This is a genomic window from Streptomyces sp. NPDC052236 (assembly GCF_044548015.1).
Lineage (GTDB): Bacteria > Actinomycetota > Actinomycetes > Streptomycetales > Streptomycetaceae > Streptomyces.
Map to the genome: position 1 here is coordinate 737,266 of NZ_JBIUBL010000001.1, position 25,911 is coordinate 763,176.

At 70.2% G+C, this 25,911-nt stretch carries 22 protein-coding genes; 13 read left to right on the plus strand and 9 right to left on the minus strand.

Going from position 1 to position 25,911, the window contains the following annotated elements; translation table 11 throughout:
- Positions 1-7: 7 nt before the first annotated feature.
- On the minus strand, positions 8-604 hold the full coding sequence (locus ACIHCQ_RS03525; RefSeq protein WP_399657349.1) for an HhH-GPD-type base excision DNA repair protein: 597 nt from the start codon (positions 602-604) through the stop codon (positions 8-10).
- Positions 605-699: 95 nt separating this feature from the next.
- Between ACIHCQ_RS03525 and ACIHCQ_RS03530 the strand changes: the two genes are divergently transcribed.
- Positions 700-2,850, plus strand: a complete 2,151-nt coding sequence (locus ACIHCQ_RS03530) for an autotransporter-associated beta strand repeat-containing protein (protein WP_399657351.1) — start codon at positions 700-702, stop codon at positions 2,848-2,850.
- Positions 2,851-3,062: 212 nt separating this feature from the next.
- Here the strand turns inward: ACIHCQ_RS03530 and ACIHCQ_RS03535 are convergent, their stop codons facing one another.
- The 4 genes from ACIHCQ_RS03535 to ACIHCQ_RS03550 all read right to left on the minus strand — a co-directional run bounded on the left by ACIHCQ_RS03535 (position 3,063) and on the right by ACIHCQ_RS03550 (position 8,177).
- Complete coding sequence (locus tag ACIHCQ_RS03535) at positions 3,063-4,823, minus strand: sigma-70 family RNA polymerase sigma factor (RefSeq protein ID WP_399657353.1); 1,761 nt, start codon at positions 4,821-4,823, stop codon at positions 3,063-3,065.
- A 30-nt stretch (positions 4,824-4,853) separates the two neighbouring features.
- Positions 4,854-6,122 carry an alginate lyase family protein gene (locus ACIHCQ_RS03540; RefSeq protein ID WP_399657355.1) on the minus strand — a complete coding sequence of 423 codons (1,269 nt, stop codon included), beginning with the start codon at positions 6,120-6,122 and terminating at the stop codon, positions 4,854-4,856.
- A 109-nt stretch (positions 6,123-6,231) separates the two neighbouring features.
- Positions 6,232-7,524 carry a sensor histidine kinase gene (locus ACIHCQ_RS03545; RefSeq protein ID WP_399657357.1) on the minus strand — a complete coding sequence of 431 codons (1,293 nt, stop codon included), beginning with the start codon at positions 7,522-7,524 and terminating at the stop codon, positions 6,232-6,234.
- The gene (locus ACIHCQ_RS03550) at positions 7,521-8,177 is read right to left on the minus strand and encodes a response regulator transcription factor (RefSeq protein WP_399657359.1); all 657 of its coding nucleotides are present in this window, start codon (positions 8,175-8,177) and stop codon (positions 7,521-7,523) included. Before ACIHCQ_RS03550 ends, ACIHCQ_RS03545 begins: the two co-directional genes overlap by 4 nt.
- Positions 8,178-8,445: 268 nt before the next feature.
- Here ACIHCQ_RS03550 and ACIHCQ_RS03555 point away from each other — a divergent pair, with 268 nt between their 5' ends.
- From ACIHCQ_RS03555 to ACIHCQ_RS03590, 8 genes are all read left to right on the plus strand, one after another.
- Positions 8,446-8,967 (plus strand): hypothetical protein, encoded by a 522-nt coding sequence (locus tag ACIHCQ_RS03555; RefSeq protein WP_399657361.1) that lies wholly within the window; start codon positions 8,446-8,448, stop codon positions 8,965-8,967.
- 242 nt (positions 8,968-9,209) lie between these two features.
- Entirely contained in the window at positions 9,210-10,244 is a 1,035-nt protein-coding gene (locus ACIHCQ_RS03560) for an efflux RND transporter periplasmic adaptor subunit (RefSeq protein WP_399657364.1), read from the plus strand.
- Positions 10,241-10,945, plus strand: a complete 705-nt coding sequence (locus ACIHCQ_RS03565; RefSeq protein ID WP_399657366.1) for an ABC transporter ATP-binding protein — start codon at positions 10,241-10,243, stop codon at positions 10,943-10,945. The genes ACIHCQ_RS03560 and ACIHCQ_RS03565 overlap by 4 nt, the downstream gene beginning before the upstream one ends.
- Positions 10,945-12,186, plus strand: coding sequence for an ABC transporter permease (locus tag ACIHCQ_RS03570; RefSeq protein WP_399657369.1), 1,242 nt, complete (start codon positions 10,945-10,947; stop codon positions 12,184-12,186). Before ACIHCQ_RS03565 ends, ACIHCQ_RS03570 begins: the two co-directional genes overlap by 1 nt.
- Before the next feature lie 499 nt (positions 12,187-12,685).
- Positions 12,686-13,090, plus strand: a complete 405-nt coding sequence (locus ACIHCQ_RS03575; protein ID WP_399657627.1) for a MerR family transcriptional regulator — start codon at positions 12,686-12,688, stop codon at positions 13,088-13,090.
- Positions 13,091-13,384: 294 nt separating this feature from the next.
- Complete coding sequence (locus tag ACIHCQ_RS03580; RefSeq protein WP_031090619.1) at positions 13,385-13,588, plus strand: cold-shock protein; 204 nt, start codon at positions 13,385-13,387, stop codon at positions 13,586-13,588.
- 440 nt (positions 13,589-14,028) lie between these two features.
- A complete protein-coding gene (locus ACIHCQ_RS03585; RefSeq protein WP_399657373.1) occupies positions 14,029-15,579 on the plus strand; it encodes a DEAD/DEAH box helicase in 1,551 nt (516 codons plus the stop codon).
- Between the two features lie 67 nt (positions 15,580-15,646).
- Complete coding sequence (locus tag ACIHCQ_RS03590; RefSeq protein WP_399657376.1) at positions 15,647-15,955, plus strand: SCO5918 family protein; 309 nt, start codon at positions 15,647-15,649, stop codon at positions 15,953-15,955.
- A gap of 64 nt (positions 15,956-16,019) precedes the next feature.
- On the opposite strand, the gene ACIHCQ_RS03595 is transcribed toward ACIHCQ_RS03590, so the two are convergent.
- Together ACIHCQ_RS03595 and ACIHCQ_RS03600 are read right to left on the minus strand one after the other, a co-directional pair.
- A complete protein-coding gene (locus tag ACIHCQ_RS03595) occupies positions 16,020-16,148 on the minus strand; it encodes a hypothetical protein (RefSeq protein WP_399657379.1) in 129 nt (42 codons plus the stop codon).
- 24 nt (positions 16,149-16,172) lie between these two features.
- Positions 16,173-16,541, minus strand: a complete 369-nt coding sequence (locus tag ACIHCQ_RS03600) for a hypothetical protein (RefSeq protein ID WP_399657382.1) — start codon at positions 16,539-16,541, stop codon at positions 16,173-16,175.
- A 145-nt stretch (positions 16,542-16,686) separates the two neighbouring features.
- Between ACIHCQ_RS03600 and ACIHCQ_RS03605 the strand changes: the two genes are divergently transcribed.
- Positions 16,687-17,472, plus strand: coding sequence for an Fpg/Nei family DNA glycosylase (locus ACIHCQ_RS03605; RefSeq protein ID WP_399657385.1), 786 nt, complete (start codon positions 16,687-16,689; stop codon positions 17,470-17,472).
- 40 nt (positions 17,473-17,512) lie between these two features.
- Here ACIHCQ_RS03605 and ACIHCQ_RS03610 read toward each other — a convergent pair whose 3' ends face one another.
- Positions 17,513-20,722, minus strand: coding sequence for a BTAD domain-containing putative transcriptional regulator (locus tag ACIHCQ_RS03610; protein ID WP_399657629.1), 3,210 nt, complete (start codon positions 20,720-20,722; stop codon positions 17,513-17,515).
- Positions 20,723-20,825: 103 nt separating this feature from the next.
- Between ACIHCQ_RS03610 and ACIHCQ_RS03615 the strand changes: the two genes are divergently transcribed.
- The gene (locus ACIHCQ_RS03615; protein WP_399657387.1) at positions 20,826-21,728 is read left to right on the plus strand and encodes an NAD(P)-dependent oxidoreductase; all 903 of its coding nucleotides are present in this window, start codon (positions 20,826-20,828) and stop codon (positions 21,726-21,728) included.
- A gap of 117 nt (positions 21,729-21,845) precedes the next feature.
- Complete coding sequence (locus ACIHCQ_RS03620) at positions 21,846-23,081, plus strand: alpha/beta hydrolase family protein (RefSeq protein WP_399657390.1); 1,236 nt, start codon at positions 21,846-21,848, stop codon at positions 23,079-23,081.
- A 310-nt stretch (positions 23,082-23,391) separates the two neighbouring features.
- Here the strand turns inward: ACIHCQ_RS03620 and ACIHCQ_RS03625 are convergent, their stop codons facing one another.
- Positions 23,392-24,351 carry a hypothetical protein gene (locus tag ACIHCQ_RS03625; RefSeq protein WP_399657393.1) on the minus strand — a complete coding sequence of 320 codons (960 nt, stop codon included), beginning with the start codon at positions 24,349-24,351 and terminating at the stop codon, positions 23,392-23,394.
- Positions 24,352-24,924: 573 nt separating this feature from the next.
- Between ACIHCQ_RS03625 and ACIHCQ_RS03630 the strand changes: the two genes are divergently transcribed.
- On the plus strand, positions 24,925-25,881 hold the full coding sequence (locus ACIHCQ_RS03630; RefSeq protein ID WP_399657396.1) for an SMP-30/gluconolactonase/LRE family protein: 957 nt from the start codon (positions 24,925-24,927) through the stop codon (positions 25,879-25,881).
- Positions 25,882-25,911 lie beyond the last annotated feature (30 nt).

Below are 25,911 nucleotides of genomic sequence, written 5' to 3' on the forward strand. Positions count from 1 at the left end.
GCGCTCGTCAGCCTCCTTTGGCAGCTTTCGCGGCTTTCGCCGCTTGCTTCATCTCCTGCTTGTGCGCGCGCACCTTGGCGAGCGATTCGGGCCCGGTGATGTCGGCCGCCGAGCGGTACGAGCCCTCCTCGCCGTACGCGCCTGCCGCCTCGCGCCAGCCCTCGGGCTGAACGCCGTACCGCTTGCCCAGCAGCGCCAGGAAGATCTTCGCCTTCTGCTCGCCGAAGCCGGGCAGCGCCTTCAGCCGCGCCAGCAGCTCGCCGCCGGTCTCGGCGTCCCGCCAGATGGCCTCGGCGTCACCCTCGTACTCCTGGACCAGGTACTGGCAGAGCACCTGCACGCGCTTGGCCATGTTCCCCGGGTAGCGGTGGACGGCGGGCTGCTGCTTCATCACCTCGGCGAAGGCGTCCGGGTCGAACGCGGCGATTTCGGCGGCGTCGAGGTCGTCGCCGCCGAGGCGCTGGGCGATGGTGTACGGGCCGGTGAACGCCCACTCCATCGGGATCTGCTGGTCGAGCAGCATGCCGATGAGCGCGGCGAGCGGGCTGCGGCCGAGGAGTTCGTCGGCCTCGGGCTGCTGGGCGAGATGGATCGCAGGGCTCATGTCCTGAGGATCACCCAGCGGGGGGCGCGCCGCCAGTTTCGAAATTTCTGTTATCGGCGCGGTCCCGGCACCGTCTCCTGCTCGTGAACAGCAGCATGAACAATGCAGCAGCAGGCACGGCATGGGCGGCAGCGCTGGCGGCGATGGTCATCGCGGCACCCGTACCCGACGCGGTGGCGGCTCCCGCCGGGGCGCGGGACGTCACGGCCGCCGTGCTGGCCGACCGCGATGTGACGCTCGACGGCGATGTGGTGGTGACCGTTCCGCCCGGCACCACCACGTACGACGGGGTGTTCCGCGGCGAGGGCACGCTCACCGTGCGCGGCAGCGGCACCCTGGTCCTCACCAAGGACAGCGATTTCACGCTCCCCCGGTCGAGGCAGCGGCAGGTGGTCACGACGCGCGGCGGCAACCATCCGTACACCACCGTCACCCATCCCGACCCGCCCGCCGTCACCGTCGAGCGCGGTGCGACCCTCCAGTACGGCACGGGCGGCGGCACCGGTCTCATCGGGCACTTTCCGTACCGGACTCCTGGTTACCGGCTCAACCAGGACAACATCAGGGTCGACGGCACCCTGCGGCTCTCGCTCGTACGGACCTTCAACATCGGCACCATCAGCGGCTCCGGGCTGGTCAGCCAGCCGCGCTTCATGTGGGGCACGCTCGATCTGGCGGGCACCCACCCGTTCTCCGGGGTGATCGACAACGGCACCGGCATGGCCGTCGGCCGCCCCGAGTACGCGGTGGCGCTGCCCCGGGCGCGCGCCGTCCTCAACCAGCGCTCGTGGATCATCGACACGCCGCTGTACCAGACGATCACACTGCGGCAGAACTTCTACCAACGCGAGTACGGCAGTGATGTCAACGTCCACAGCCGGCCCGGCAGCAAGGTCGTCCTGACCGGTCAGTACAGCTACTCCGACCGGGGCGGTGACACCAACCCGTCGCTCAGCGACCCCGCCGTCAACTGGCGGAAGATCCCGCACGACCTCAACAAGCGCGGCACCAATATCGAAGGCGCGAATGTGCAGTGGGGCGACGGCACGACGAGCGAGATCTTCATGCCGGGGACCAAGGACACGGTTTACATCAACCTGCACCAGCGGAGGGAGCGGTCCAGGCTTGCCTTCGACTACAACGGGCCCGTGACGCTGGGCGCACCCATCGGCGGCGGCATGTTTCACGACACCCTGGCCGCGCCAGGCGCGGGGGACATTGTCATCAAGGGGACCCGCGGCAACGACGTCACCTTCGCGGCCGAGCAGTACTACGACGGCTCCACGACGGTCGAGAAGCGCGCCGTGCTGCGCCTGGGCAGCGGAAAGGCGGGTGGTGACGGGAGCCTGCTCACCGGCTCCGAGCGGCGGCGGATCGTCAATGACGGCGCGCTGTTCGTCCGTAATGCCACGAAGCCGATCTCGTTGTCGCGGATCAGCGGCAGCGGCTCGTTCACCCAGGCCGGGGCCGCGACGACCACGCTCACCGGCGGGATCTCGTACACCGGGCCCACAACCGTCGCGCGCGGCACGCTCGCGCTGACCGGCGGCGGCAGCCTGGAGCGGAGCAGCGAGGTGCGGCTGACGGGTGCGGGGACCCGGCTCGACCTGCGCAAGGCGGGTGACCGGACGGTACGGCGGCTCACGGCGGCCAAGGGCAGCCGAGTCCTCGTTGGCGCGGGGCGGACGCTGGATGTATCCACCGGCCTGGGCGGTTACGGGACCGTCGAGGGCTCGGTGGCCGGCGGGGGCGCGGTGAGCTCCACGGTCACGGTGACGGGCGACTACACGCAGCGGGCGGAAGGTCGGCTGACCGTGCGGTCGGGGCAGCCGCTGCGGGTCGGCGGGCGGGTGCGGCTGGCCGGGAGGCTCGACGTCACGGGGGGTGCCGATCCCGCGAAGAAGTTCACGCTGATCGACAACACCGGCAAGAAGAAGGTTTCAGGCACCTTCACCGGGCTGGGTGATGGCGACACCGTCGAGGTCGCGGGCGTGGCCTATCGCATCAGTTACGGGGGCGGTGACGGCAACGACGTCGTACTCGAAGCGGCGGAGAAGACCACGGCGGGCCCGTCCGCGGAGGTTCGGTCCGATGCCGGGCCGAAGGCCGAGCAGGCGGCCGGTAGCAGTGAGGGTTCCCGTCCGTGGTGGGCTCTGCTGCTGGTGCCGCTGCTCGTGCCGCTGTCGATCATCGTCCGGCGTCCCCCTCGCCGTACCGGCGGCCATCGCGCCCATCGCCGCGGGTAGGGCGTGTTTGAGAAGTTCCTCCCCCCGGACGAAGTCCGGGGGGAGGACCCCCAGCCCGCGACGCCTGGCACGCGCACTCGCGGTGTTGTCGGAGTCGCCCAAGTACTCCCCCAGAGCTTCGCCTGGGGGTGCCCCCACCGCCTTGCGATTGCACGCACCAGACGCCGCAGGGCCCGCCCTGCGGGCGGACGGCGCTACCCCTAAAGCACGCCCTAGCCGCTGAGGGCCGAGCGCTGCTGCACCGTCGCCGCGTCGGCCGGGCGGCCCCGTGTGACGTACTGCGGCACCGGCGTCCCGTCGTCGCCGGTGTCGCGGACCAGGCCGTAGCGGACGAGGCCCTTCTCCGGGCTGCCGGGCTCGGGCGCGGTCCTGATGTCCTTGTCGGCCTCGGCCCAGCTCGACGGCATGACGCTGAGGTTGTAGTCGGCGCCGCGCTCGTTCTGGGTGAGGGTGACCGTGCCGTCGAGGTAGAAGTACTCGTTCTGCCACATCTGCTGGGTGCCGGGCGGCGGCTCGGCGTACCCGGTGGCCGGGCCGCCCATCCACGTACGGCCGTCGGACGTGCCCGGCAGCGCGTCGTCCATGCGGCGACCGCCGCCCGACGCGACATGGAAGAGCTTGCCGTCGAGGCCCGTCCAGGCGGGCATGACGAGCGAGCCGGGGCGCTCGGACGGTACGAGCTGCCAGCGCAGCAGTACGTAACCCCGGCCGCTGAAGGTCACGCTCTCCCCGCGGTGGGTCAGGACGGCCTTGTCGCCGTGGGTGCTGGTGAGGCTGGTCTCGGCGCGGCGGGGCAGTGGCCCTGGACGCCGGTTGGGGTCCGGCGCGCGGTCCACGGCGTCGACGACCGAGCCGTACCGCGAGGCCGGTGATGTGCTGGGCCGTGGCCTGGAGGTGGGGCTCGGCAAGGGGGGAACGGGCGCGGATGCGGCCGAGGGCGTGGGGGAAGCGGACCGGGGAGCGGACCGGGGAGCCGGCCGGGCGGGGGCCTCGTCCGGGAACTCGTGGATGACGAAGGCGCCGCCGCCCGCGACGAGCGTCGCGCCCGCCGTCACGGCGACGGCGGGCTTGGCCAGCAGGGTCAGCAGATGCGCGGACCAGCCCACCGGGTCGGCGCCCAGCGCGCTCGTACCGACGCCCGCACCGACGCCCGTACCCGCGGTTACGGCCGCGGCTTTGCCGCCCGCGCCACCCACCATGGCCAGCAGCCCCGAGGCCGCCAGCGTGAGCCCGGCGGGCACCGGCACCAGCGCGATGCCCACGAGCAGCCGCTCCGCCGGTACGAAGTCGGGCCGCGGCTCGCCGCAGTGGGCGCAGCCCCGCACATGCCGGGCCAGCCGTTTGCGCCATACGGAATCAGGGTGTCCGTCCCAGCGGGCGGTCAGCCGTGCCAGCTCGCGGCAGCGCGAGCGCGGTCCGAGTGCGCGCACGATCGAGCGCGCGGCCTCAAGCCGGGACTTGAGCCGCTGTACGCGTACGGCGGTGTGCTGCCGGGTCAGGCGCAGCGCCGCGGCGACCTCGCGCCGGCTCAGCTCGCCCGCGACCTCCAGCCACCACAGCGACAGCAGCTGCCGGTCCTCGTCCTCCAGCCAGCGCACGGCCTCCGCGACCTCGCGCCGCTGGCCCTCCAGCTGGAGGCGCAACACGGTGAGCTCGGCGAAGTCGGACGCGGCGGAGTCGGAGGCGGTGGACGTGGTGGTGGCCTGCTGCCGCCGGGCGCGGTCGCGTATCTGCCGCATGGCGATGGCGACCAGCCAGGACCGGAAGCTGTCCGGGTCGCGCAGGCTGTCGAGGCCGTGGACGGCGCGGAGCATGGTCTCCTGCACCACGTCGTCCACATCCGCGTGCCCGTTCAGCGCCCGGCCGACGATGTTGTAGACCAGCGGCAGCCAGCCCGCGACCAGCTCGTCGAGGGCTCTGCGGTCACCGGCCTGGGCGGCCGCGACCGTGCCGCGCCACTGCCGTCCGTCCACGTTCACTCCACACGTGTGTGTTCCGAGGTGCTAGCGCGAGTACAGCAGCGTCCCGAAGCCGGTCGTGTCATAGCCCCCGCTGTTGGGCCCGAAGTCCCCGCCGCCGCCCTCGGCCCGCATCTTCTCCGCGTACATGGTGAGGTACGGCACCGACAGGCGCCGACGCCGGGCGTAGTGGTTGTGGAGCAGCTCCCACACCGGGCGGGCCTGGCCGCGGCCGATGTCGGACACGACGGTCTGCTCTCGGTACGCGCCGGACTGGCCGGTGTGCCAGGCGTACTTCGTGAACGGAACATCCCCGCCGAGGTTGTACTTGGCGACGTACTGCGCGCCCTTCATGAACCGGTTGTCGTCGTATCCGTACAGGTCGACGCCCTGGTTCCAGGCCATCTCGCAGATCGAGCCCATCAGGCCGATGCCCATGACGCTGTGGCCCTGGTCGCGTCCGCTCTCCTGCCACTGCCCGAGGCCGCCCGGGTGCAGGAAGGGCACGGCGTGCTTGATCGAGCCGTTGCCCGCGCCGTTCTTGAAGTAGTCGACCGACCGGTCGAACAGGGCGCGGTCGTCGCAGAGGATGCCGATGGCCATGATGGAGGCCATATTGCACAGGTCCCAGTTCGCCCAGTAGTTCTCGATATGAGCATCATTGTGCTCGGTGAGGAACCGCTCGTTGAGGGGGTGGAAGACCGTCCGCATCATGGTCTTGAAGCGTTCGAGATCGAAGCCCTCGTAGCCGCGCATGAGCTCGGCGGCGTTGGCGAACTGGTAGCCGTAGATGCCCGCCGCGAGGAACCGGTCGGAGTTGCCTGTGATCTCCTTCAGCGTGCCTGACCAGGCGTTGAGGATGTCGCGGGCGGCGTCGCCGTGGGCCCTGGTGCCCGCGATCTTCCAGCGCAGCGCGTTCTGGTAGGCGGCGTGGATGTCGTTGTAGAGGCGCGGGTAGTTCTGTCCGGTGCCGCCGCGGATGACGGTCGCGAGGGGGTTCGCCTTCCAGGTGGACTGCGCGTGGCGGTTGACGGTGAGCTTGGTCCACCCCGCCGCCCAGGGGTTCGTACCGGCCTTGACGCGGACCTTGGCGCGGTTGAGCTCGCCGTACGCGTGGAGCATGCCCGGGTGGACGAAGGCGGCGGCCGTGGTGGGCGGCGTCAGCTTCGGCGTGGGGCTGGCGGGCGCGGCGGCGTCGGCGTTGTCGTCGGACAGCGTGATGGCGACACCGCCGGCCACTGCGGACGCGGCCAGCCCGCCGCCGATCTGGAGCATGCTGCGGCGACTGAACCTGTGCTTGTTGCGCTGGGCCATGAGAGGCGCTCCTGCGTACGCGTGGGGACGTTGGTGCACAGGAGACGATCGCGGAGACCTGGCGATAACACTTTTTCTTCTTCTGCTACATCGGGGTGCTACATCGGGGCTACGACTGGGGAGTCTGGGGCTCCGCGCCCGGCAGCTTCACCGTCACCGTGAGACCGCCCTCCTCGCGGGGCCGCGCGGTCACCTCGCCGCCGTGGCCGCGCGCCACCGCTCGTACGATCGACAGCCCGAGCCCGGCGCCCTTCGCCGTCACCAGCCGGTCGGCGCCCAGGCGGCGGAACGGCTCGAACAGCGCCGGGATCTCGTACGGCGGCACCAGCGGGCCCGTATTGACGACCTCCAGCTCCACGCCACCGCCGCCGCCCTGTGAGGTGCGACTGGCGACGCGTACCCAGCCGCCCTCGCCGGTGTTGTGCCGTACGCCGTTCTCCACGAGGTTCTGCACCAGCCGCTCCAGCAGCAGCGCATCGCCGACGGTGAGCGCCTCGTCCGCCTGCTCGTGGACGGTGATCCCGGACCGCTTCGCCTCCGCGGAGGTCTGCGCGACGACATGCCCGACCACATCGGCCAGATCGACCGGCAGCCGCTCGCTGATCTCGTTCTCGGAACCGGCGAGCAGCAGCAGGCCTGTGATCAGCCGTTCGTGCCGGGTGTTGATCAGGAGCAGGTTCTCGCCGAGCTGCTGGACGTCGTCGGAAGCGTTTTTGCGGTGCATGGCCACCTCGACCAGGGCGCGGCCCAGAGTCAGCGGCGTACGCAGTTCGTGCGAGGCGTTGGCGACGAAGCGCCGCTGCCCGTCGAAGGACCGGTCGAGCCGCTCCACCATCGTGTCGAAGGTGTCGGCGAGCTCCTTGATCTCGTCGTCCGGGCCGCGCAGTGCGATGCGCTCGTGCAGCCCCCGGTCGGCTGCCGGGGCCATGGAGATCCGCCGGGCGGTTTCGGTGACCTGGTGCAGCGGGGCGAGGACCCGGCCCGCGACCAGCCAGCCGAAACCGGCCGCCGCGCCGCCGACGACGAGGAGCGCGATCCCGCCCTGGGTGATCAGCGAGGTGTTGGCGGCGTCGTGCAGTGTGTTCCGCTCGCGGATCATCCAGCGCTCGGCGTCGGCACGGGTGACCGCGTCGGCGCCCGTGGGCCGGACTTTGGGCTCTGCCGGCGGCTCACTGGGCTCAAGGGGCTGGCCCCGGCTGCCGATGATCTTCAGGTTGCCTCCTCCCCCGAGCTGCTGGTTGAACAGGGCGTAGGTGACGCTGAGCAGCACCATCCCGGCGACGAGGAACATGCCGCCGTAGATCAGGGTCAGCCGGGTGCGCAGGGTGATGTTGCGCGGCAGCGGCAGCGGCAGCGGCCTGCGGATGCGCGGAAGCTTCCGTACCTTCTTCCGTACGTTCATGGGATCCGGTACCCCACTCCCGTCACCGTCTCGATGACCGGCGGGTCGGCGAGCTTGCGGCGCAGTTTGAGCACGGCGAGCCGGACGGCACCCGTGAACGGGTCGGTGTGCTCGTCCCAGGCCTTCTCCAGCAGGTGCTCGGCCGAGACCGTGGCCCCGTCGGCGCGCAGCAGCTCGGCCAGCACGGCGAACTCCTTCTTCGACAGCGGTACGTAGCGCCCGTCCCGGAACACCTCATGGCGCGCCGGATCCAGGGCGATGCCCGCCCGGCGCAGTACGGGCGGGGCCGCGGGGCGGGAGCGCCGCCCCAGCGCCTGGACGCGGGCGGCGAGCTCGGGGAAGGCGAAGGGCTTGGTGAGGTAGTCGTCGGCGCCCAGGCACAGGCCCGCGACACGGTCGGTCACCTCGGCGGCGGCGGTGAGCATCAGGACCCGGGAGGCCGAGTCGGAGGAGACCAGCTCGCGGCAGACGTCGTCGCCGTGCACGACGGGCAGGTCCCGGTCCAGTACGACCACGTCGTAGTCGTTCACGCCCGCGCGCTCCAGCGCCGCCCCGCCGTCGTGGACGATGTCGACGGCGTGTGCCTCGTCACGCAGCCACTCGGCGATCGCATCGGCGAGCATCGGTTCGTCCTCCACCACCAGCACTCGCACGCGCGGCTCGTCTCCTCCCATGGACGGGGGCCGCTTCGCATCCGGCGCGAGGCAGCCCCACGGGGTCATGGTCGCGGACGGCGTGTTTCCTCCCTGTTAGTGATCGCCAGTCGTGGTGGAAACAGAGGGGAAACGCGCCGTCGCGTTGCATCCCACTGCATACCGGCCGCCACACGACCGTGGCCGCCGTGACAGAGGGAACAGAGGGAGTTGACGCGCGATGGGAACGATGCGATCACTGACTCGGACTCGCGGCACGCTCGCGGCCTTGCCGCCTGCGCTGACCCTGGCCGTGGTCCTGGCCCTGACCGGATGCGGCTCGGACAGCGATGACAGCACGGTGGCGTCGGCCGCCGGAGACACGAGCGACAGTAAGAACAAGGACGCCGCCGACGGCGCCAACGCGAGCCTGAGCCCCGAGCAGATGGGCGTGAAGTTCGCGAGCTGCATGCGCGAGAACGGCATACCGATGGAAGACCCGGAGCCCGGCAAGGGAATCCGGTTCAAGATGGACAGCTCGATTCCCAAGGCCACGCGGGACAAGGCCATGGAGGCCTGCCGTGAGTATCAGCCGCAGGGCAAGGGTGGCGCCGGTGCGGATCCCAAGAGGGCCGAGGCCATGCGGAAGCACGCCGCCTGCATGCGCGAGAACGGCGTGGACGCCTTCCCCGACCCCCAGCCGGGCGGCGGGATCATGATCAACGAGGAGATCGCCAAGGACCCGGACTTCCAGGGCGCCCAGGAGAAGTGCAAGGACCTCATGGGTGGCGGACTCGCGGAGAAGAACTGATGGGTGAGTCGGCTCTTGAGAAGCGGGTGGATCAACGTCCCGTGACAACTCCGGACGCGACAACTCCGGACGCGACAGCTTCGGACCGGGCACCTTCGGACCGGGCACCTTCGGACCGGGCATCTTCGGACCCGGCGCCTTCGGATCAGGCGCAGGCCGCGGTCCCCGTACCCCGCCCATCCCCCCGGCGCCGCAAACGCCGCAGGGGCAGAAAGGCCGCCATCACCCTCGCCGTCCTGGCCGTGGCAGGCGCCGCCACAGCTGCCACCCTCGGCCTCGGGACCGGCTTCGGCAGCGGCGGCGAGTCCGACGGCGGTGCGGCGAGCGAGCTGCCGCCGAAGACCGCCGCCGTGAACCGGCAGACGCTCACCGACACCGAGAGCGCCGACGGCCAGCTCGGCTACGGCCCGACGACCACCGCGGGCAGCAAGATCCCCGGCACGCTGACCTGGGTACCGGCGACAGGTGACCAGGTCACCCGCGGTAAGCCGCTCTACCAGGTCGACAACCGCCCCGTAACGCTGATGTACGGCGCGATGCCCGCGTACCGCGCCCTCAAGGAGGGCGTCGAGGGCCCCGACGTGAAGCAGCTGGAGCAGAATCTCAGCGCGCTCGGCTACACCGGCTTCACCGTGGACGAGGAGTACACCGACGCCACGGCCGACGCCGTACTCGCGTGGCAGGAGGACCTGGGCCTGGAGGAGACCGGGAAGGTGGACCTCGGGCGCGTCGTCTTCGCGGCCGGCGCGGTCCGCGTGGACAGCCTGGCGGCGGCCGAGGGCGAGTCGGTCGGCCCCGGCGGCAAGGTGCTGTCGTACACCGGCACCGCCAAGGCCGTCACCGTAGAACTCGAAGCCACCGACCAGCGGCTGGCCAAGAAGGGCGCCGAGGTCACCGTGGAACTCCCCGACGACAGCACCGTCAAGGGCACCATCGCGGAGGTCTCCACGGTGATTGAGCAGGGCACCGGCCAGGAAGAGGCGCAGACGAAGGTCGAGGTGATCGTCGCCCTCAAGGACAAGAAGGCCCAGCAGGCCGCCAGCGCTTTCACCCTGGCCGCGGTGCATGTGAACTTCACCGCCGCCACGCGCGAGGGCGTGCTGACCGTCCCGGTCGCCGCGCTGCTGGCACTCGCCGAGGGCGGCTTCGGCGTGGAGGTCGTCAAGGGCTCGACCTCGTCGTACGTCCCCGTCACCACCGGTCTCTTCGCGAGCGGCCGGGTGGAGATCTCCGGCAACGGGATTGCCGAGGGTACGACGGTGGGGATGCCGAAGTGATCGCCCTGACGGATGTGACCAAGGTCTACGCGGGCGGGGTCACCGCCCTCGGCGGCGTCTCGCTGTCGATAGGCAGGCGCGAGCTCGTCGCGATCGTCGGCCCGTCCGGCTCCGGCAAGTCCACCATGCTCAATGTGCTGGGCACGCTCGACAAGCCCACGTCCGGGACCGTGCACATCGACGGATACGACGTGGGCGCGCTCTCCGACAGCGGGCTCTCCGCGCTGCGGGGGAGCCGGATCGGCTTTGTCTTCCAGCAGTTCCACCTCGCGGCGGGCACCACGGCGCTCGACAATGTGGCCGACGGGCTCCTCTACTGCGGGCTGCGGTCCGGCGAACGCCGCCGCCGCGCCGCGGCGGCCCTGGAGCGGGTCGGCCTCGGCCACCGTATGGATCACGAGCCGCACGAACTGTCCGGCGGCGAGCGCCAGCGCGTGGCCATCGCCCGCGCCGTGGCGGGCGAACCCCCGCTGCTGCTCGCCGACGAGCCGACCGGCGCGCTGGACTCGGTGTCCGGGGCCGGCGTGATGCGGCTGCTGCGCGAGCTGCACGCGGCCGGGACGACGGTCGTGATCATCACGCATGACCGGGAGCTCGCGGCGGCGCTGCCCCGGCAGGTACGGATGCGGGACGGCCTGGTGGTCGAAGACTCGACCGGACACTCGGCCGCGCACGGCTTCGCGGTAGCGGAGGCGGTCTGATGTCCGACGTACTCCAGCGGCCCGACGTACAGCGACGGCCGGCCGACGAGCTGCGCCCGGCCCGCATGTGGCCGGGCGATGTGGTCAAGGTCGGCGTGGTGGGCCTGCGCACCCGCCCGATGCGGGCGTTCCTGTCCGCGCTGGGCATCGCCATCGGCATCGCCGCGATGGTCGCGGTGGTGGGCATCTCGTCCTCGTCGCGCGCCGAACTCGACCGTACGCTCGCTTCGCTGGGCACCAATCTGCTCACCGTCACGCCGGGCTCGACGTTCACCGGCGATGCGGCCAAGCTGCCCACCGAGGCGGAGGCCATGGTCGGCCGGATCGGCCCGGTGGACTCGGTCTCGGCCATCGGCCGCATCGAGGGCGCGAAGGTCTACCGCAGCGACAAGATCCCCAAGGCGGAGACGGGCGGCATCGCGGCCTACGCCGCCCGCACCGACCTGCGCGCCGCCGTCGGAGCGAAGCTCCGCAGCGGCACCTGGCTCAACTCCGCCACCGGCTCCTACCCCGCTACGGTGCTGGGCTCGGCCGCCGCGGAACAGCTCGGGATCGGCCGTGCGGGCCCCGAGGTGCGGGTGCTCATCGGCGGCGAATGGTTCACCGTCATCGGCATCCTCGAACCGGCACCGCTGGCGCCCGAGCTCGACACGGCGGCGCTGACCGGCTGGGAGTCGGCCGAAACCGCGCTGGGCTTCGACGGGCACCCGACGACCGTCTACACCCGCTCCCCGGAGGCGCAGGTGGAGCAGGTCCTCTCGGTGCTCGGGGCCACCGCCAACCCGGAGGCGCCCAACGAGGTCAACGTCTCCCGTCCCTCCGACGCGCTCGCCGCCAAGCAGGCGGCCGGCGAGGCCTTCACCGGTCTGCTGCTCGGGCTGGGCGCGGTGGCACTGCTGGTGGGCGGCGTCGGGGTGGCCAACACCATGGTCATCTCGGTGCTGGAACGCCGCGCGGAGATCGGCCTGCGCCGCTCGCTGGGCGCGACCCGGGGTCAGATCCGCACCCAGTTCCTGGCGGAATCGCTGCTCCTGTCCGCCCTGGGCGGCGCGGGCGGGGCGCTGCTGGGCATGGGGGTGACCTTCGGGTACGCCATCTTCCAGGGGTGGCCGCCGGTAGTCCCGGCCTGGGCGGTGCTCGGCGGTATCGCGGCGACGCTGGGAATTGGCGCGCTGGCGGGGCTCTACCCGGCGATCCGGGCCTCGCGCCTGTCGCCCACGGAGGCGCTGGCCACGACATAGGCCGGACGGGGGAAATGGCGGGGATAACCGCAGGTGAGGGCGCGTAACGGCAAAATCTGTCCTGACGGACGTAGACATTCGGGGCTCGTGTGGCTAGGGTTTTTCCTGTAGCCAAGGAAGTGACCGATACCAGCCCTACAGCGATACGCGTCACACGTCCCGGACGGACTGGCGCGGGCGCTTGTAGAGAACGGTACGGCTCGAAGTCGGATGAGAGAGGAGAAGACGCCATCAGGATCCCCCGAGTGAGATGCACTGCGCTCGGGTACCGCAGACCCCGGATTGGAAGGTGGTCCCCGGTCACGAATCCACGAAATCCGCGCCAACGGCCCTTCGGGCGGACGCGCGGAAAACGAAGGTCGGCGTACAGCGCCGACGGATGGTGTTGAAACCGCTCGGGGCCCCGTTGCCATAGGCACGGGGCCCCTCGTCACGTCCCCGGAAGTTCTCAGAAGAGGTGCAGGTGTCCCCAGAAACCAAATCGCAGCCCCCCACGGCCCTGACCGACCGGACCGACCGGACGGAGCGGACGGAGCGGACCGACCGATTTGATGACGACGACTACCCCGCGTACACCATGGGGCGTGCTGCGGAGATGATCGGCGCCACGCCCGGCTTCCTCCGGGCTGTCGGCGAGGCCCGGCTGATCGCCCCGCTGCGGTCCGAGGGCGGCCATCGCCGCTACTCCCGCTACCAGCTGCGCGTCGCCGCACGCGCCCGGGAACTGGTCGACAGCGGCACCCCGATCGATGCCGCGTGCCGCATCGTCATCCTGGAGGACCAGCTGGAGGAGGCCCTGCGGCTCAACGAGCAGCTGCGCGGGCGCACAGCGGGCTCGGCCGCCTCCACCTCCACCTCCACCTCCGCCTCCACCTCCGCCTCCGGTGAGGCGCCCGACTCCTGAGCGCGGGCGAAATGTCTGCGTCGGCAGGCATAGAAATCCGGCTAACACACGATGAGGGTTTATGGCGCGGACGGCGGAGTGATATTACTCGCCGCGCCCGGCCGCTCGCCCCGTGCTACCGTAGATCTCGGTTGCAGTTGTGGTTCCCAAAGACTTCAAGTGCACGTATCCGGCCTTCATGTGCGGTGGTGCACTTTTAATTTTTTCCGGTTTTTCCGGACGGGGCGATCATCGCGGCGACACGGAGTCCGCACAGTGCGGGCTTCCGGGCACTGCCCCAGAAGGAGATATGACATGGCTACTGGCACCGTGAAGTGGTTCAACGCGGAAAAGGGTTTCGGCTTCATCGAGCAGGAGGGTGGCGGCGCTGACGTCTTCGCCCACTACTCGAACATCGCCGCCCAGGGCTTCCGCGAGCTGCAGGAAGGCCAGAAGGTGAACTTCGACGTCACGCAGGGCCAGAAGGGCCCGCAGGCCGAGAACATCACTCCCGCCTGACGCTGAAAACGCCGACGCTCACGCGTAGGACGTAGCAGACGTAGCTGGGGCCCGCACCTTGGGTGCGGGCCCCAGCTCGCTGCATTCCCCGGCTTGCCCAGTCACCCGCCGCACCGGTTTCCCGTGTGGCGAGGCGAGCGGCAACGCCCGCTGAAGGCTTCGCGCTTCGCAGTTTTTTCACCGTATCGCGGATGCTTCCGATGCTTCCGCCCATGGCTCCGGCCGGACACCGTCCGCCCCGAGCCCCCGTGGTTCGCCACCCCAGCCGCGCTGGGCGCAGGCCGGCCATTCTGAGTGCCGGCCTCTGGCCTTTTTGCCCAGCGGTCCGGCTTTTATTCCGATTTTCCGATTTTCGGCTCGTTCTTGCGATTCCTTGCGCTGCTCACCGCTGCGCCGCTCCGGGAATTCCTCGATACGCGCCATATCGAGGAAGGTTCCGCATGAACCGCACAGCTCGTACGAACGACCGCTATTCCCGCACCCGCACCGGCGGTTCGGGTGGCTCCGGCAGCTCCGCCGGTGCCGGCCGCGGCGGTTTCCGCTCGCAGGGCGGCCAGGGCGGTCGCCCCGGCGCTCCGGCCCGTTCGGGTGGCTCCGGCCGCTCCGGTGGCTACGGCGGGCGTCGTCCCGCCGCGCTCCAGGGGGAGTTCGCGCTCCCGGTGACGATCACCCCGGGCCTGCCCGCCGCCGAGGACTTCGCCGAACTGGACATGCCCGCGCCCCTCTTGGCGGCGCTGGCCACCGAAGGCGTGACCGTTCCGTTCCCGATCCAGGCCGCGACCCTGCCGAACTCGCTGGCCGGTCGTGACGTCCTGGGCCGCGGGCGCACCGGCTCCGGCAAGACGCTGGCCTTCGGCCTCGCCTTGCTGGCCCGGACCGCCGGCCTGCGTGCCGAGCCCCGCCAGCCGCTGGCGCTCGTCCTCGTACCCACCCGGGAACTGGCCCAGCAGGTCACCGACGCGCTCACCCCGTACGCCCGGTCGCTGAAGCTGCGGCTGACCACGGTGGTCGGCGGCATGTCCATCGGCCGCCAGGCGAGCGCGCTGCGCGGCGGCGTCGAGGTCGTCATCGCGACCCCGGGCCGGCTGAAGGACCTCATCGAGCGCCGTGACTGCCGCCTGGACCGGGTGAGCATCACCGTGCTGGACGAGGCCGACCAGATGGCCGACATGGGCTTCATGCCGCAGGTCACCGAACTGCTCGACCAGGTGCAGCCCGGGGGCCAGCGGATGCTCTTCTCCGCCACCCTGGACCGCAACGTCGACCTGCTGGTGCGCCGCTACCTGCACGACCCGGTGGTCCACTCGGTCGACCCGTCCGCGGGCACCGTCACCACGATGGAACACCACGTCCTGCACGTCCACGGCGCGGACAAGTACGCCACCACCACGGAGATCGCGGCGCGTGACGGCCGGGTGCTGATGTTCCTGGACACCAAGCACGCCGTGGACCAGCTCACCAAGCACCTGCTGAACAGCGGCGTACGCGCCGCCGCGCTGCACGGCGGCAAGTCGCAGCCGCAGCGCACCCGGACCCTGACCCAGTTCAAGTCCGGCCATGTCACGGTGCTGGTGGCCACGAACGTCGCGGCCCGCGGCATCCACGTCGACAACCTCGACCTCGTCGTCAACGTCGACCCGCCCAGCGACCACAAGGACTACCTGCACCGTGGCGGCCGGACCGCGCGCGCCGGGGAGTCGGGCAGCGTCGTCACGCTCGTACTGCCCAACCAGCGCCGCGAGATGAGCCGTCTGATGGCCGACGCCGGCATCACCCCGCAGTCCGCGCAGGTACGCTCCGGTGACGCCGAGCTCAGCCGTATCACCGGGGCTCAGGCGCCCTCGGGTGTGCCGGTCACCATCACCTCGCCGGTGCCGGACCGCGCGAAGCGCAGCTCCTCGTCGTCCTCGTCCCGTGGGCGGCGCGGTCGCCCCGCGCAGGGCGGCGGCCGTCCGGCACAGCGCAACTCCTCCGCGACCAGGGCGGCCTAGGGTACCCCCAAGCCTCCGGCTCCCGCCTTCCTTCCTGGCTTCCTTCCTTCAACCCTGCTGAGGCACCATGCGTTGTGTGATCGCCCGCTTCCCCTTCGACTTCGTCAAAGCTGACGTGCAGGCACTGATGAAGGGCATCAAGCCCGAACCCATCACGGGCGAGTCCGTGATCATCGGCCGCCGCTCCTACCCCGTCAAGCAGGTGGGAGAAGTCATCACCCGACAGGACCGCCGCGACTTCTCGGCCGGTGAGGTGACCAGGGCGCTCTCCCGCCTCGGTTTCACCTGCCGCGCGACGCCCGAGCCGGTTGCCGCTCCGGTCGCGACCCCGCTGGAGACGGCGTCCGAGCTGCTCGGCTCCCCGGCGCCCAGCTAATCGCAGCTGATCACAGGTACGACGATGGCCCCGACCAGCTTCTGGTCGGGGCCATCGTCGTACCTCAGCCGCTCGTAGTGTGCGCGACCCGCAGGAAGGGCCGGTCCTCCTGAGCGATCCGGCCGGCCGGCCCGGCGGCGCGCAGGATCACGTCCAGGGCCGGCGGATCGGCGAACGGGCGCAACGCGCGCACCTCCATGCCGCGCCGGGCAGCTGCCTAGGCCGACCGGAACTCGTGCACGACCTCGATCGGGCCGAGGATGTGCTCATTGAACTCCGTCAGCTCCTCCGCGGGCACCCACAGCTCCAGGATCGTCCGGCCGCCCGCCTGGCGTACGGGGTACCGGGCCAGAAACTCGGTGTCGGTCTCGAACTTGGTGACGTAGCCGACTCCGGAGGCGGGCACGTTCCAGTCGCGGGCGATCCGTATCGCGTAGTCCTCGTTCAGTACGGGATAAAAGATCGGCTGCTCGGGCAGGCGTGGCGGCCAAGCGGTCCAGCCCGACTCCGCGACCAGCGCGAGCTCCTCGGGCCCGGTCGGCCGCCACAGCGTCGTCGTCGTCCGCGTCGTCTGCTCCCTGCTCATCGCTGCCCCTCCTCGGACGTACGGAAAGGGATCACCGTACTTACTTGAACGCGATCGGCCCACCGAATTCCGTGGTCGGACGCGCAGGCTTCTCCGGGAGGGTATTTTCGGACTGAAAGGGTCAAAAGTATTGGTGGTTATCGGTATGCCTGAACTGCCGGATGTCGAGGCGTTTCGGCAGGTCCTCGCCTCCTGTGCGCAGGGCAGGCGGATCGAGCGCGTCGAGGTGCGTGACGCGGGCGTGCTGCACGGGGTGAGCGGGCAGCAGCTGCGCAACGACCTGGAAGGCCGGAAATTCGCCGAGCCCGAGCGGCACGGAAAGTGGCTCCTCGCCCGCACCGACGACGGCCCCACGCTGATGCTGCACTTCGGCATGACCGGACAGCTGCTGTGCTGCCGGCCCGAGGACGCGGCCGAGGCCCATGACCGCGTCGTGTTCTCGGTGGCCGGAGACCGCCAGCTCCGCTACCGCGATCAGCGCAAACTCCAGGGCGTCTGGCTGACCGACGACTCCGGCGTGGCGGGGATGCTGGACGACCAGGGCCCTGACGCGATGGCGGTGAACCGTACCGACTTCGACGCCGCCCTCGCCGGACGGCGCGGCAGGATCAAGTCCGTCCTCACCGACCAGTCGGTACTGGCCGGGCTCGGCAACCTGCTTGCCGACGAGATCCTGTGGCGAGCCAGGGTCCACCCCGCGAGGCCGGCCGACGGTCTGACGGACGCCGAACGCCGCCAGCTGTACACGGTCATGCGCCGCACCCTGCGCTCGGCGGTGGACGCCGGCTGCGTACCGCCGCGTAAATCGTGGCTCACGGGCCGTCGCGACGACCCCGAGGCGGCCTGCCCGCGCTGCGGTGAACCACTGCGCCGCGAGCGCATCGCGGGACGGGGCACGGTGTGGTGCCCCCCATGCCAGCCGGACAGCTGATCTGTCACGGCGAGCTGTCACGGCGATCCGAGGCGATCTGTCAGGCCGTGGACAGAGCCCGTGCCTGGTCGAAGCCCAGCAAGGTGCCACGGTCGAACTCGGCAGTGAAGGCCTCCCGCCCCAGAGTGTCGCGTATCCCCGCCGCGATACGGTCCACATCCCGCCGCTCGGCGGGCGGCAGCGGAGCACCGACCGACTCCCGGGCCGCCGCCGCCGCGCCCAGCAGCAGCGCCGACCGCCGGTGGTGACCGCCAACGGCCTGGGCGCCGGCCAGCCCCTCCAACGACAGGGCGACCGCCCGGGGGTCGCCGAGCTCACGCGCCGCGTCGAAGCCCTCAAGGTGCAGCGCGTGCGCGGTGGTCGCGTCGCCGCGCAGTTCCGCGACGAAACCCAGTTCGGCCAGCGCCAGGGTGGTGCCCGGCCCGTAACCCACCTCGCGGAACCACGAGAGCAGAGCGCGCATATGGGTCTCGGCCAGGTCGTAGTCACCTTCCCGGCGTGCCCCGAGTCCGAGCCCGATCTCGGCGTCGACCTCTCCGGACCTGAAGTTCTGTTCGCGGGACAGCTTGAGGGCCCGCTGGTGATACGTACGGGCCTGTGAGCAGTCGTCCATCAGCAGGGCGAGCCGCCCGAGACCGGACAGCCGCTTGGCGGCCTCCGCCCACAGTCCGATCTGCTCCGCGATGTTCAGCCCTTCGCGCTGCAGCTGAACAGCTCGTGCGTAGTCGCCGGTGATCTCGCTCAGAGCCGCCAGGGGGAAGACGGTCTGCAACCGTCCCCACGGGTCACCGAGCTCATGGAACAGAGACGCGCTCCGCTCGCCGTCGAGTCTGACCGCGTCGAGGTCGCCCCGGGCCATCGCGTGCCTGGCCCGTACGCTCAGGACCGCGGCCGTCCCCCAGGTGTCACCGAGCGCACGGAAGCCCTCCAGGGCCTGGTTCACCAGGGTTTCCCCGGCCGCCACCGCCCCCGATCCCATCTGAGTGGCGCCGAGGAACCACAGTGCCGTAGCACGGCCCGAAGGGTCGTCCACCGCCTCGTACGCGGACAGCGCGGCGCGGATGCGTGTCGCTCCGTCGGTAGCGGTGCCTTCCAGCAGCGCGGTGCCCGCCTGCCAGGCCATGGCCAGAGCGCGAGGCGGCGTGAGGTGTGCCGGGGCGGCGGCGAGGACAGTCTCCAGTGACCTCCTGGCCTCCGAGAACCGCCCGCGCAGCACCCAGTACCAGGCCAGCGCGTTCACCGTCCGCAGCTCACGGTCCGCCGCCCCCCGCTGTACGGCGAAGTCGATCGCCCGGCGCAGGTTGGCGCCTTCCTGGTCCAGCCGCTCCAGCCAGTGCCGCTGTTCGGCCTTGCGCAGCAAGGGACCTGCGCGCAGAGCCAGTTCGACGTAGTGGTGGCTGTGCCGTTCCCGTACGGCGTCGAACTCGTCCGCCGCGCGGAGTTGTTCGAGGCAGTACTCCTTCACGGACTCCAGCAGCCGGTACCGGGGTCCGTCCGGACGGTCGTCCAGAACGACCAACGACCGGTCCACCAGGCGCGCCAGGAGATCGAGTACCGCCGCGGACTCCAGACCGTCTCCGGCGCAGACCGCTTCGGCCGCCTCCAGGGTGCAGCCCTCGGCGTGTACGGCCAGTCTGCGCAGCACGATGCGCTCGGCGGCCGTCAGCAGCTGCCAGCTCCAGTCGATCACCGCGCGCAGGGTCCGCTGTCGGGCGGGCGCGTTACGGGTTCCGCCCGTCAGCAGTCCGAACCGGTCGTCGCCGAGGCGGGCGACAAGACCGTGTACGCCGATGGTCCGCACCCGGGAGGCCGCGAGCTCCAGGGCCAGCGGAATACCGTCGAGGCGGGTGCAGAGTACGGCGACGGCCTCGGCGCCCGCCACGTCGAGAGTGAAACCGGGCGCCGTGGCGGCGCGTGCCAGAAACAGGTCTACGGCGCTGGGCAGTTCGAGCGGCGGCACCGGCCAGACGTGCTCGCCGCCGATACCGAGCGGCTCCTGGCTGGTCGCCAGGATCGTCAGCCCGGGTGTGTTCCGCAGGAGCGTCTCGACCAGTTCGGCGGCCGGATGGATCAGGTGTTCGCAGTTGTCCAGGACGATCAGCAGCTGCCTGCCGCGCAGCGCCCCGGCCAGCCGGCCGACCGACGACGACACCTGTTCTCCGGCCTCGCCCGTCTGCCGTATGTCCAGGGCTTTCATCACGGTCTCGGCCAGCGCGCCGACGGCGTGTGGTGCGTCGAGTGGTGCCAGCTCGACGAACCACACGCCGTCGGGGAAGCTGTCGGCCGACTGCCGCGCGATCTCCACGGCCAGGCGCGTCTTGCCCACCCCGCCGGGCCCTGTGAGCGTCACCAGGCGTGAGCGTGAGGCCGTCAGCAGGTGACGTACGCCGGGGAGGGCCTGGTCGCGTCCGATGATTTCCGCGATGGGCACGGGCAGGTTCGTACGGGTGGCGGGTAGAGAGGAACCGGGTAGAGAGGAACCAGGTAGAGAGGAACCCAGTACGGAGTCCTGGCGCAGGATCGCCTGCCGCAGGGCGACCAGCTCACCGCCGGGCTCCAGCCCGAGATCGTCGGAGAGGCGACGCCGGAGATCTTCGTAGCTGTCGAGCGCCTCGGTCTGCCGCCCCGCCCGGTACAGGGCACGCAGCTGCAGGGAGCGGAGGCGTTCCCGGAGCGGGTACCTGGCCACCAGGCTGCCGAGTTCACCGACGAGCGGACCGTGCTCGCCCAGCTCCATGCGTACCTCGGCCTGTTCCTCCAGCGCCGCGAGCCGTTCCTCCTGGAGCCGGATGATCTCCGCGCGGGCGAATGGCTCATCGGCGAAGTCCGCGTACGCCTCTCCCCGCCACAGCCCGAGTGCCTCGGACACCAGCGCTGCCTTCGCACGGGGCTCGGCGGTGGCCCGCGTCCGGTCCAGTAGAGCGCTGAACCGCCCCGCGTCGACGGCGGCGGCATCGATCCGCAGCAGATACCCCGCGGGCCCGGACACGACGAGCTCCCGGCCCCCCGGCTCGACCCGCTCCAGAACGCGGCGCAGCTGGGAGACCTTCCCCTGCAGCGTGTTGCCCGGATGATCCGGCAGCGCGGAGCCCCACAGATCGTCCACCAGGCGCTCCACGGACACCGGGCGGCCCGGGTGCACCAACAGCTGGGCGAGCAGAGACCGGACTTTCGCTCCGGGTACGGGTACGGGTATCGGATCGCCGTCCGCCGTCCACAGCGCGAGCGGACCGAGCACCCCGAATCGCATGGCGCTCACCCTAACCCCGCCTGCACGGCAGCCAGTCGACAGCCGATCGACAGTGCCTGCCAGCAAGGTGTCCTCATCAGCCGGAACGCGACGGAGGACCGAAATGAACATCGAGCCCAAGCAGTCGGACAAGCAGTCGCCCAAGCAGTCGGTCACGGTCATCGGCCTTGGCAACCTGGGGCAGGTACTGGCCGAGGCCTTCCTCAAGCAGGGCCACCGCACGACCGTGTGGAACCGCTCCCCGGCCAAGGCGGACAGCCTCGTCGCCAAGGGCGCGATCCGGGCGGCCACCGCGGCCGAGGCCGTCGCGGCGGGCGACCTCGTCATCGTCTGCGTACTGGACTACGAGGCGGTACGGGAGGTCCTCGCGCCTGCCGCCGACGCCCTTGCCGGCCGCATCTTGATCAACCTCACCTCCGGCACCCCGAACCCGGCACGCGAGCTGGCGGCCTGGGCGACGGGACATGGCGCCGAGTACCTGGACGGCGCGGTCTACGCGGTTCCGCAGACCATCGGGACGGACGAGGCGTTCGTCCTCTACAGCGGCTCGCCGGCCGTCTTCGAGACGTACCGGGAGCAGCTGAACCTTCTGGGCTCCAGCACCTTCGTCGGAACGGATGCCGGTCTCGCGTCGGTCTACGACGTCGCGCTGCTGAGCGGCATGTACGGGATGTTCGCGGGCTTCTTCCAGGCGGTGGCCCTGGGCGACTCGGCACACATCAAGGCCACAGAGATCACGACCCTGCTGGTGCCGTGGCTGAACGCGGCGGCAGCCGCCCTGCCCGGTTTCGCACAGGAGATCGACTCCGGTGACTACACGACCGAGACGTCCAACCTGGACATCAACACGGTGGGGCTGGCCAACATCCTGAGCGCCACCAGGGCTCAGGGCGTCGATGTGGAATTGCTCGCTCCGCTCCACGCTCTCTTCGAGCGCCAGATCGAACAGGGCCATGGCGCGGCCAGCCTCTCCCGGGCGATCGAGTCGCTGAGGAAGACGGCATAAGGCGGGCACGTCAGACCCTGCGGCTCTTCGTCAGGCCGCGTGCCCTGACGAAAGTCAAGGTTCACCGTTGCCGTTCGCTCAATGAACCGGACGGCTCGGGGATCGTAGCGTCGCCGCATGATCTCGCTCAGGGAACGACTCACCCAACTCTGTCGCGGCAGGGCGGCGGCCGGCCGTCGCACGAACAGAACGCGTCGCGCATCGATCGCCACCGTGCTGGCGTTCGGCCTGTCGATGCCGTTGGCGGCGGAAGGCATGGCCGCCGCCGCACCGACGCCCGGCCGCGCCTCCGCCGTACAGCTTGAACTGCTCCGCCCGACCGGGCCGTACGCGGTCGGACGCGACTCGCTTCACCTCATCGACAAGAGCCGCCGGGATCCATGGATGCCTCAGGCGGGCGCGCGCGAGCTGATGGTGTCGATGTACTACCCCGCACGTCCCGGAACCGGCCGTTCCGCGACGTACATGACAGCTGAAGAGGCGCAGTTGCTGATGGAGGGCATCGGGCGGGAGGGAGTGATACCGGCGAAGACGGTCAGCGAGACCCGCACGCACGTGCAGGCCGCCGTCCGGCCCCTGTCAGGCAGATTTCCGCTGGTGGTGCTCTCACCCGGTTTCACTCTGCCCCGTGCCACGCTCTCCGGTCTCGCGGGAGAACTGGCCGGGCGCGGATACGTCGTCGCCACGGTCGACCATGCCTACGAATCCTTCGGCACGCTCTTCCCGGGCGGGCGGATGCTTACCTGTGCCGCCTGCGAACAGGTCGACACCGGCGACGGCGCTGGGCAGAAGGCCGCCGCCGAAGGCCGTGCCAAGGACATCGCTTTCGTCCTGGACCGGCTGACAGGCCGTGATCCGTCCTGGCAGCACGCCCGGATGATCGACGCCCGGCGGATCGGAGCGGCCGGGCACTCCATCGGCGGCAACAGCGCCGCCCAGGCCATGGCTACCGATCAGCGGGTGCGGGCCGGCGTGAACATGGACGGGTCGTTCTTCGCCCCGGTGCCCGATTCCGGACTCGGTGGCAGGCCGTTCCTGATGCTCGGTACGAAGGGCGGCCACAGCCCGGGTATCGGCGTGCGCCCCTGGGACGGCGCCTGGGCGCACCTGGACGGCTGGAAGCGCTGGCTGACCGTGGCCGACTCCGGGCACTTCTCCTTCATCGACCTGCCGGTTCTCGGCGAACAGCTGGGGCTGACCGACCCCGCGGCGCCGCTGCCGGGAAGACGTTCCGGGGAGATCACCCGTGACTACGTCGGGGCGTTCTTCGATCTGCACCTGCGCGGCATTCGACAGCCCCTGCTCGATGGACCGTCGTCGGCCAACCCGGAGGTGGAATTCCAGCAGCCCTGAGCCTGGCGCCGATCAGTCCGCAAGGGGTGGGCGCTGCCCGCCGCCTCACCCGGTCCGCAGCCGGGTCGCCCGGCATCGGCGGGGAGAAAATGAGGGTGTGCTCAGACGTGAGCGGCTGCGGTGCCCGGGCAGGGGCTCACTCACCCTGTGCAGACCAGATGCCTGCAAGGCGTGCCGCCGTGCTCGTGCCAGGAACGGCACAGCGCCACGCCGTAACGGCTGTCAGCGGGTGATGGCCACGAGCACGGCCATCACCACGACCGTTGCCTCGGGGGCACAGGCGGTGGTCCTGGCCGCCTAAAGTCCGCGTCTATTCAAAGAGCTTTCCACTGTCGTCCCCGAGCCACTTATCGCTGACCTTGATGGTGGGCGGAACGACCTCCGGATAGCGGTCCGCCAAGTATTCCTGCTGGACCTCCTCCCCGGTCCGCCGATCCGCGATGATCTTGACGCCGCCCATCTTCATCTTCTTCAGGGTGCCGATGGACTCTCCCGACACCAGAGCGTTGAACGCCTTGATGGCCTGCGCCGACTGCTGCACGCTGTCCCGGCTTACGATCCCCCGATTCACATTGAGCATGGTGTTCGTGTACATGGCCCGGGGGTCACGTCCGACAAATTCGCGACTGATGTCACCGATGGAGTTGAAGAACAGGTCCGCGAAGTGCTCCGCCCACTCTTCCGTGATGATCGTGTAGGCGACGGCCAGGCCTGTCGCGCTGGCGTGGCACTGCTTTCCTTTGCCCACCATGCGGAGGATGCGCTCCTCGTCGACCGGCCATTTCACCACCAGCTCCTGCAACTGCTCGGCGGTGAGCCGCCCGCTGGTCCACCGTGTCCAGTGGAGGCCTGCCGCACGGTTGGCAAGAATCTTCAGCGTGGCCCCGTACACGTTCGAGTTGCTCTGCCTCATCTCGGTGATCTGCGCGATGAAGTCGCCCGCAGTGCGGACACGGCCCCCGTCGATAGCGGCGAACGTGTCGGGGGGCAGGTTGTACGTGACCTGCGCGGTTACCGTCATATCGGTCTCGATGAGCGCGGCGGCGCGGTGTTGTCCGTCGATGAGGCAGCCGTGCCAGTCGAGAGCAAACCCCTGATGCGTGGTGCGGAACTGCCCCCCGCGCAGAATGTTCTTGAACTTGTCGACGTTGGAGCGCTTCAGGGGAACGCGATTACACGTCCGCTTGCCCATCCAGCTCGAGCACTTCTCGGGCGTCACCTCGACAATCTCGGTGTACACAGGCGGATTGTCGTCGCTTTCGCTTGCCATGATGCTGCTTCCTCCCGCGCATACGGCGATGTTCTCTCCGATACGAGAAGCGTGACGACTACTCGCCTCGCCCCCCTTCCTCGGAAGGCTAGGAAGAGGCACCATCGCCCAATACCTGATGGCGTAATCTCGCCGCAACTTGATCACGTGATCATCCAAGGCGACGTCTATACAGTCCTTCTCGACCGAGTGTGTCCGTTGATGGCGGTAGTGCACCGGGAACTCGCTCGCATCAAAGCTGGTGCAGGGGCGCAGGACCGAGGAAGTCTCCGCGCGGCACTCTGTGCGCCGAGCGCGAGACTCTTGGGCCGCTCTCCTGCCCTGCGTGGCGTCCGGGGGAACGCCACCCGGAATTGCAACCAGAGGGCGGTCTGTCCTTGCTGGTCAGGGGGTGCAGTGCCGGTTGAGTGTGGAGGTGCGGGCGGGGCGCCGGGGAACTCCGGCAGGCGGCAGTCCGTTACGAACGGACAGAACCTGGAGCCGAGTTGAATCGCAGTTCCCCGAGTTCCCCGAGTTCGCTGAGTTAATGAGTTCGCAGAGTCATACCCCCACTCTTCACGGAGGCCTGGAACCATGACCCGGAACCACCCCCTGCCGTCCCGGCGCACCCTCCTCGGCGGTGCCGCCGTCGCCGCGTTCACCGTGGCGGCGGGCGCCGGCACGGCGAATGCCGCTTCCGCCGCCCCGGCCGCCGCCGCGTGGCCGACCGAGTTCCCGCTCCCCAACGGTTTCCTCCCCGAGGGGATCGCCATCGGCGGAAAGCCGTACGCCTACATGGGCTCGCGCGCCAACGGCGCCATCTACCGCACCGATCTGCGCACCGGTAAGGGCGGGTTCATCCACGAGGGCGCGACCGGCACAGCGTCCATCGGGCTGAAGCTGGACCGCGACGGCCTGCTCTACGTCTCCGGAGGCGGCGGAGGGTCCGCGCGGGTCATCGACTCCCGCACGGGTGCGCTCGTGACCTCGTACCAACTGACCGATTCGACCGGCCACTTCATCAACGATGTCGTCCTGCTCGGCGACCGCGCCTGGTTCACCGACTCGCGCGACGCGGTGCTCTACGGCGTACCGCGCGGCCGCGAAGGCGCGACCCGCGCCCTGCCGCTCAGCGGCGACTGGGTACAGACGCCCAATGTGAACAACGCCAACGGCATCGTCACCACCCCCGACGGCCGCGGTCTGATCGTCGTCAGCAGCTCGCCGGGCAAGCTCTACCACGTGAACATCAAGACCGGTCACGCCACCGAGATCGCCCTGAACGGCGCGGACAACGTCGCCAACGGCGACGGCCTCTTCCGCATCGGCCGCACGCTGTACGTCGTACAGAACCGGCAGAACCTCATCGGCGTGTTCGACCTCGACGCCAAGGCCCGCTCCGCCACCCTGCGCCGCACGATCACCGACCCGCGCTTCGACGTCCCCACCACCGCCGCCCGCTTCGGCAACCGCCTCTACCTTGTCAACGCCCGCTTCACGAGCCCTCAGACGCCCGAGACGACGTTCACCGGCGTCGCCGTCTCCCTCTGACGCATCGGTGCCGTCGGGCGCTTGGGAGAT